Raw genomic sequence first — 6,194 nt, forward strand, 5'->3', positions numbered from 1 at the left:
CTTCTTTTTTTTTACCCAAAAATAAATATAATCATGGAGTCGTACCCAAGTCCGGCTGAAGGGGACGGACTCGAAATCCGTTAGGGGTCGCAAGGCTCGCGTGGGTTCGAATCCCACCGACTCCGCTTTTTATGAAGCATCTCAATTCTGAGGTGCTTTTTTGTTGCATCGATTTCTTCGTGCGTGCTATGGTTGCCTACGTGAAAAACGAAGAAGAGGTGGACGAAATGAACGAACAAACAAAAGAATCGTTGCTTTCGCATTATGCGATGACGATGACATATGTAAAAGACTTGGAACAGATTTCAGAAGAGGCATGGCGAACATCGTATGCAGAAGGTAAATGGACGATTGCTGAGATCATCGGTCACTTATCACCATGGGATCGCTTCATGGTCGCAGAGCGCATCCCGTACTTGCTCGCGGGGGAACCATTCCGTGTCGCACCAGATAGCCAAGCGGTCAATGAGGAAGCAGCGAAGATGAGCCGTGAGCAGCAACGGATCTTGACGATTGATGAGTTTTTAGTCAGCCGTGACTTGTTGCGCCGTGCAGTCGAATTGATTCCGGAAGAACGCCTGCAGGACAAGGTCGTCATTAAAGACAAAGAACTGACAATCGGTCAGTTCCTCGGAGCAATGGCTCAACATGATCTACACCATATGGAACAAATCAATCAAGTGATTGGTTAATGCGAGGGAGATGCGACACGCGTCTCCTTTTTTTGCGCAAAAAAAGATCCGCCTAAGAGGCAGATCTAATCAGTTAGCGTGTATTGGCAATACGAGCGACTTCAAGCTGTTTTTCGATCTTCGCGAGAATCCGGTCAATGGATTCTGGCTCGTTCAGTAAATCGTATTCGTCGATCGACAAACGAAGTACCGGGCAGATCGTGAAGTTATTGATCCAGTTCGTATAGCGCTCATACATCTCTTCCCAATATTCGATGGGTGTCTGCTGCTCCATCTCACGTCCGCGAAGACGAATTCGTTCAAGCACTTGTTCGAACGAACCTTCAAGATAGATCAAAAGATCCGGATGTGGGAAGAACGGTGTCATGACCATTGCGTCAAACAAACTTGAATATGTTTCATAGTCCGTTGGAGACATCGTTCCTTTTTCAAAATGCATCTTAGCAAAGATCCCTGTATCTTCATAGATTGAACGATCTTGGATGAAACCACCACCGTATTGGAAAATCCGCTTTTGCTCCTTGAAGCGTTCAGCGAGGAAATAGATTTGGAGGTGGAAACTCCAACGCTCGAAATCATGATAGAATTTATCCAAGTAAGGGTTCGTATCGACTTTTTCGAGTGACGTCCGGAAACCAAGGGCATCGGCTAATCCGTTTGTGATCGTTGATTTCCCGATCCCGACCATACCGCCGATCGTAATGACGGCATCTGCCGGGATGTTGTATTTTTCACGTAGCTTCAAGTTCATGCGTGGTTCGCTCCTTCATATAATTCGTTCCGGATCGTCGTCAAGACGTACTCGAGATCTTCTGGTCGCTTGACGAAGTCGAGAGCATCTCCGTCGAAACGGATGATTTTGACTTCCGGATGTTTGACTTGGTATTCCGTGACGAATGTCTCGTAATCCTCGGCTAATTGTTCGAGATAGGCACGTGACATATTTTCTTCGATTTCTCGTCCGCGCAGCGCAACACGTTTCATCAAGGTGTCGATACTTGCGTTCAAGTAGATGACAGCATCTGGTTTTGGCATGTCCGTCGTCAGGATCGAATAGATTTGTTCATACTTCTCAAGATGCTCTACCTTTAGAGAGCGGTGTGCAAAAATCAAGTTCTTAAAGATATGGTAATCAGCAACGACAGAGCGTTGTTTACTGAGGTAATGACGTTCGATATCATCGAGTTGTTTGAAGCGATTGCACAAGAAGAACATTTCCGTCTGGAAGCTCCATTCTTCGATATCTTCATAGAACTTTCCAAGAAAGGGATTTTCTTCGACGATTTCGCGTAACATAGAAAAAGAGAAATGGTGACTGATGGCGTTCGCAAGTGATGTTTTGCCTACACCAATCGGTCCTTCAACCGTTATGAACATATACAATGACCCTCCGTTCAGCAAAGTGCAATTTATATTTTAGCACAAAGAAGTACGACTTGCTGAAGTTTCAAAAGGAGAATTTTTTTAGAGTGAGGAGTATCGTCAATGGAACGACAGGAACACTATATGCGCCTTGCAATTGAAGAGGCGAAAAAGGCAGAAGCAATCGGTGAAGTTCCGATCGGATGTGTCATCGTCAAAGGCGATGAAGTCATCGCGACGGGGTACAATCACCGGGAAACGGATCAACAGGCGACGGCACATGCGGAGTTGATCGCAATCGAGGAGGCTTGCCGAAAGCTCGGGAACTGGCGACTTGAAGGGTGCGAGTTATACGTGACACTCGAACCGTGTCCGATGTGTGCGGGAGCCATCATGCTGTCGCGAATTGAACATGTCATCTTTGGTGCCGTTGATCCGAAGGGTGGGTGCTGCGGAACGCTGATGAACCTAGTGCAAGACGATCGGTTCAATCATGTCTCAGAGTTGACGAGCGGTATATTAGAAAAAGAGTGTGGTGAGATGCTAACGACGTTCTTTCGGGAACTGCGCGCGAAAAAGAAAGCGCGAAAGCGGGCAATGGGTTGCATCGCACCAGATGAAACAGTATAATGAAAAAGCACTGAAACAAGGTGCCACTAAAAATCGATAAACCATTTGCCGTGCTAGGTGGGGATGTAGCGGTTCCCTGTCACTCGCAATCCGCTATAGCGAGACTGAATTCCATGTCGAGGGATATGATTGGTGTGGTCTGCCTCACGTAAGTAGCGTTGACGTTTGAGTCCTACGCAACAGATACCCATGAACCAGGTCAGGTCCGGAAGGAAGCAGCCTTAAGTGGTGCTCTCTGTGTGTTGTAGGGGTGCTTGGACTGAGCAGGCTGCGTGAGTAACGCATGTTGAACATATTTCAGAATATGGTGCGCGGCAGTTTAATTTTTAAAGACAAGTCTACAGCCGGTTTCGGTTGTAGACTTTTTTAGGTAAAATAGAATGAGGAACTTAAAAAGAGGAGGCGCAAACTTGGCCTATCAAGCACTATACCGCGTGTACCGTCCGCAACGATTCGACGAAGTCGTTGGACAAGCGCATATCACCCGTACGATCCAAAATGCATTGATGGAGGGACGGATGTCCCACGCCTATCTATTTTCGGGTCCTCGTGGAACAGGAAAGACGAGTCTTGCCAAAATCATCGCTAAAGCGATCAACTGTGAGCATGCACCGGTCAAAGAACCGTGTAATACGTGCCCGACGTGTCTTGCGATCACAGAAGGATCAAGCCCGGACGTCTTCGAAATCGATGCCGCTTCCAATAACGGCGTAGATGAGATTCGGGAAATCCGGGATAAAGTCAAATATCCCCCTTCAGAAGCAGCCTATAAAGTCTATATCATTGATGAAGTGCATATGTTGTCGACAGGTGCCTTTAATGCCTTGCTCAAAACACTAGAAGAACCACCGGCGCACGCCATCTTCATCTTAGCAACGACTGAACCACATAAAATTCCGGCGACGATCATCTCGCGTTGCCAACGTTTCGATGTGAAGCGGCATGAAGTCGATCAACTCGTAGAGCGGATGCAATATATCTTAAAAGACCAATCGATCGAGTATTCGGATACGGCATTACGATTGATCGCCCGAGCGGCGGATGGTGGTATGCGTGATGCGCTGAGTCTACTCGACCAAGCGGTTGCTTTTTCGAATGGTGATCTAAATGATGCGGCTGTTCTTGAAGTAACAGGAGCAGTAGAAGATGAAGCATTACTGAACATTGCCCGTGCCTTACATGAACATCAAGTCGATCAGTTGTTACAGACGCTTGAAACGATGCAACGAGCGGGGAAAGATCTAAAACGTTTCGTGGAGGATCTCGTTTTCTTTTACCGGGACACGTTGTTATTGAAAGCTTCGCCTACAGCTGTCGATTTGCTAGAGCGTGCGCGCCCGACGGATGAGTTCAAACAATTCGTTGAATCGATTGAAGCGGAGACGTGCTTTACGATCATTGATCAGTTACATGACTGCCAACAACAGATGCGGTTGACGAATCATCCGCGGGTCCTCGTTGAGATTGCCTTCATTCAAATTGCGGAACAGGGGAGAACGACGGGACAGATCGTCCAATCGTTGCAACAGGAAGTCCGCGAAATGAAGGAACAGATGCACCAGTGGAAGTCAAATGGTGTTCCGGCACAAGAAGCGGCCGCACCACAAGCACAACCGAAGCGAAAACAAGGACGACCAACCGTTCGAATCGCTAAAGAGCGGATTCGCCAAATGTTAGAGCGAGCAGAGAAAGCACAATTGCGCGAGATTCAAGAACGCTGGGATCACATCTTAAAATGGATTTTAAAAGAAGATGGTCCCATCTACTCGTTACTCCATGAAAGTAAACCGGTTCTTTGTTCAGCGGATACATTGCTGATTGAATTCGATGACGGTAAAGGATGGCACTTTGAGCAGGTCATGACGAATGAACGAACACGTTTCGTGATTGAAGAAGCGTTGTATGAAGTATGCGGCGTCAAACGCGAAATTTTAGCGATTCTCTCAAAGGATTGGCATGAACTGAAGGCAGAGTTTGTTGCTAAGCGAAATAGTAGTAGTATAGAAGAGAAGGAAACAAAACAAGAATCGGAGAGCGATCAGTTATTGTCCGAGACGCTTGGTCGTTTTGGTGATATCGTAGAGTTCGAAGATTAAATTCGAGGAGGAATACAGATGCGCGGAATGGGAAACATGAACAATATGATGAAACAGATGCAGAAGATGCAAAAGGATATGGCGAAAGCACAAGAAGAACTAAAAGACTTAACAGTGACAGGTACAGCAGGCGGAGAAATGGTCTCAGTCGTCGCTGATGGTCATAAAAATATCGTAGATGTCATCATTAAAGAAGAAGTCGTTGATCCAGATGATGTTGAAATGATTCAAGATCTCGTCTTAGCCGCAACAAACGATGCTTTGAAGAAGGTCGATGAACTCGTAGCAAGTAAAATGGGGAAATTCACACAAGGTATGAATCTGCCGGGAATGTTTTAATTCGTAGGAGGAAACCACTTGCAATATCCTGAAGCGATTAGTCGTTTGATCGAAAGTTTTACGAAACTGCCGGGGATTGGTCCGAAGACAGCAGTTCGTCTAGCGTTTCATGTCCTTGATATGGAAGAGGACGATGTCTTGATGTTCGGAAAGGCATTGGTCAGCGCGAAGCGCGACATTGCCTACTGTAGTGTCTGCGGGAATATCACGGATCAAGATCCTTGTTATGTATGTACAGATAAACACCGAAACCGTACGATTGTCTGTGTCGTCCAAGATTCAAGGGATGTCATTGCAATGGAAAAGATGCGAGATTACCAAGGGTTGTATCATGTCTTGCATGGAGCAATCAGTCCAATGGAAGGAATCGGTCCAGAGGATATCAATGTATCTAGCCTACTGACACGTCTTCAAGCGGACGAAGCGATTACGGAAGTCATCTTAGCAACTAATCCGAATATCGAAGGAGAAGCGACAGCGATGTATCTATCGCGTCTCTTAAAACCGACGGGTATTCGGATCACTCGAATTGCCCATGGTCTTCCGGTTGGCGGAGATCTTGAATACGCAGATGAAGTGACGTTATCTCGTGCAATGGAGGGACGTCGCGAACTATGAGTTGGTTTCGAAAGAAGATTCGCAGTGAGTACGACCAGCGTTTGTTAGAAGAATTAGCAAAAGCAAAAGAAGATTATTTGATGAAGCGTCATCTCTTAGAAATCAGCTATGATGACTATGGTGATTTAGAAGCACAAATGAAGTTAGCGGAATCACTGTATTTCTTCTATATAAGCGAAGCAAAAAGAAGACGCGTCTCATTGATGATGAAGTAAACCGCAGCCATTCTTGTCTGCGGTTTTTACATGCTCTAAAAAAACTATAAATTATTTTAATAAAGTAGTTGCACATGTCTAATTATCGTGATATATTAATTCATGTCCTTAAGAGGACGAGCGCTTACGGCAAACAAGTAAAAAACAATTTTAAAAAAGTTGTTGACTTCTTGTTTCAAACTTGGTATTCTAATTGAGTCGCCAAAACAGGCGCGGACGAACTTTGAAAACTGAACGATGAG

The 6,194-nt window shown here is 45.7% G+C and carries 8 protein-coding genes, 1 tRNA gene and 1 other RNA gene; 8 read left to right on the forward strand and 2 right to left on the reverse strand.

What is annotated here, in order from left to right:
* Nucleotides 1-35 precede the first annotated feature (35 nt).
* A tRNA-Ser gene (locus ASF99_RS13960) sits at nt 36-125 on the forward strand.
* 102 nt (nt 126-227) lie between these two features.
* Nucleotides 228-692: a DinB family protein gene (locus tag ASF99_RS13965; RefSeq protein WP_023469876.1), complete on the forward strand. Its 465-nt coding sequence runs from the start codon at nt 228-230 to the stop codon at nt 690-692.
* A gap of 73 nt (nt 693-765) precedes the next feature.
* Here the strand turns inward: ASF99_RS13965 and ASF99_RS13970 are convergent, their stop codons facing one another.
* Nucleotides 766-1,443 carry a deoxynucleoside kinase gene (locus tag ASF99_RS13970; RefSeq protein ID WP_023469877.1) on the reverse strand — a complete coding sequence of 226 codons (678 nt, stop codon included), beginning with the start codon at nt 1,441-1,443 and terminating at the stop codon, nt 766-768.
* The gene (locus tag ASF99_RS13975; RefSeq protein ID WP_023469878.1) at nt 1,440-2,069 is read right to left on the reverse strand and encodes a deoxynucleoside kinase; all 630 of its coding nucleotides are present in this window, start codon (nt 2,067-2,069) and stop codon (nt 1,440-1,442) included. The genes ASF99_RS13970 and ASF99_RS13975 overlap by 4 nt, the downstream gene beginning before the upstream one ends.
* A 108-nt stretch (nt 2,070-2,177) precedes the next feature.
* On the opposite strand from ASF99_RS13975, the gene tadA reads away from it, so the two are divergent.
* From tadA to ASF99_RS14000, 6 genes are all read left to right on the forward strand, one after another.
* Nucleotides 2,178-2,684, forward strand: a complete 507-nt coding sequence (tadA, locus tag ASF99_RS13980; protein ID WP_023469879.1) for a tRNA adenosine(34) deaminase TadA — start codon at nt 2,178-2,180, stop codon at nt 2,682-2,684.
* Between the two features lie 48 nt (nt 2,685-2,732).
* An RNA gene (gene ffs, locus ASF99_RS17140) (signal recognition particle sRNA large type) lies at nt 2,733-2,999 on the forward strand.
* Between the two features lie 95 nt (nt 3,000-3,094).
* Nucleotides 3,095-4,780 carry a DNA polymerase III subunit gamma/tau gene (gene dnaX / locus ASF99_RS13985; protein ID WP_023469880.1) on the forward strand — a complete coding sequence of 562 codons (1,686 nt, stop codon included), beginning with the start codon at nt 3,095-3,097 and terminating at the stop codon, nt 4,778-4,780.
* Nucleotides 4,781-4,798: 18 nt separating this feature from the next.
* The gene (locus ASF99_RS13990) at nt 4,799-5,119 is read left to right on the forward strand and encodes a YbaB/EbfC family nucleoid-associated protein (protein WP_023469881.1); all 321 of its coding nucleotides are present in this window, start codon (nt 4,799-4,801) and stop codon (nt 5,117-5,119) included.
* A gap of 18 nt (nt 5,120-5,137) precedes the next feature.
* The gene (recR, locus tag ASF99_RS13995; RefSeq protein ID WP_023469882.1) at nt 5,138-5,737 is read left to right on the forward strand and encodes a recombination mediator RecR; all 600 of its coding nucleotides are present in this window, start codon (nt 5,138-5,140) and stop codon (nt 5,735-5,737) included.
* Nucleotides 5,734-5,952, forward strand: a complete 219-nt coding sequence (locus ASF99_RS14000) for a YaaL family protein (RefSeq protein ID WP_023469883.1) — start codon at nt 5,734-5,736, stop codon at nt 5,950-5,952. The genes recR and ASF99_RS14000 overlap by 4 nt, the downstream gene beginning before the upstream one ends.
* Nucleotides 5,953-6,194: the final 242 nt, after the last annotated feature.

The sequence above is a fragment of the Exiguobacterium sp. Leaf187 genome, from assembly GCF_001423925.1.
Lineage (GTDB): Bacteria > Bacillota > Bacilli > Exiguobacteriales > Exiguobacteriaceae > Exiguobacterium_A > Exiguobacterium_A indicum.

What these genes read in the sequence shown, in the direction of transcription:
- ASF99_RS13975 (WP_023469878.1), bottom strand. Translation starts at nt 2,069, where the DNA reads ATGTTCATAACGGTTGAAGGACCGATTGGTGTAGGCAAAACATCACTT.
- ASF99_RS13990 (WP_023469881.1), top strand. Translation starts at nt 4,799, where the DNA reads ATGCGCGGAATGGGAAACATGAACAATATGATGAAACAGATGCAGAAG.
- ASF99_RS14000 (WP_023469883.1), top strand. Translation starts at nt 5,734, where the DNA reads ATGAGTTGGTTTCGAAAGAAGATTCGCAGTGAGTACGACCAGCGTTTG.
- ASF99_RS13965 (WP_023469876.1), top strand. Translation starts at nt 228, where the DNA reads ATGAACGAACAAACAAAAGAATCGTTGCTTTCGCATTATGCGATGACG.
- tadA (WP_023469879.1), top strand. Translation starts at nt 2,178, where the DNA reads ATGGAACGACAGGAACACTATATGCGCCTTGCAATTGAAGAGGCGAAA.
- ASF99_RS13970 (WP_023469877.1), bottom strand. Translation starts at nt 1,443, where the DNA reads ATGAACTTGAAGCTACGTGAAAAATACAACATCCCGGCAGATGCCGTC.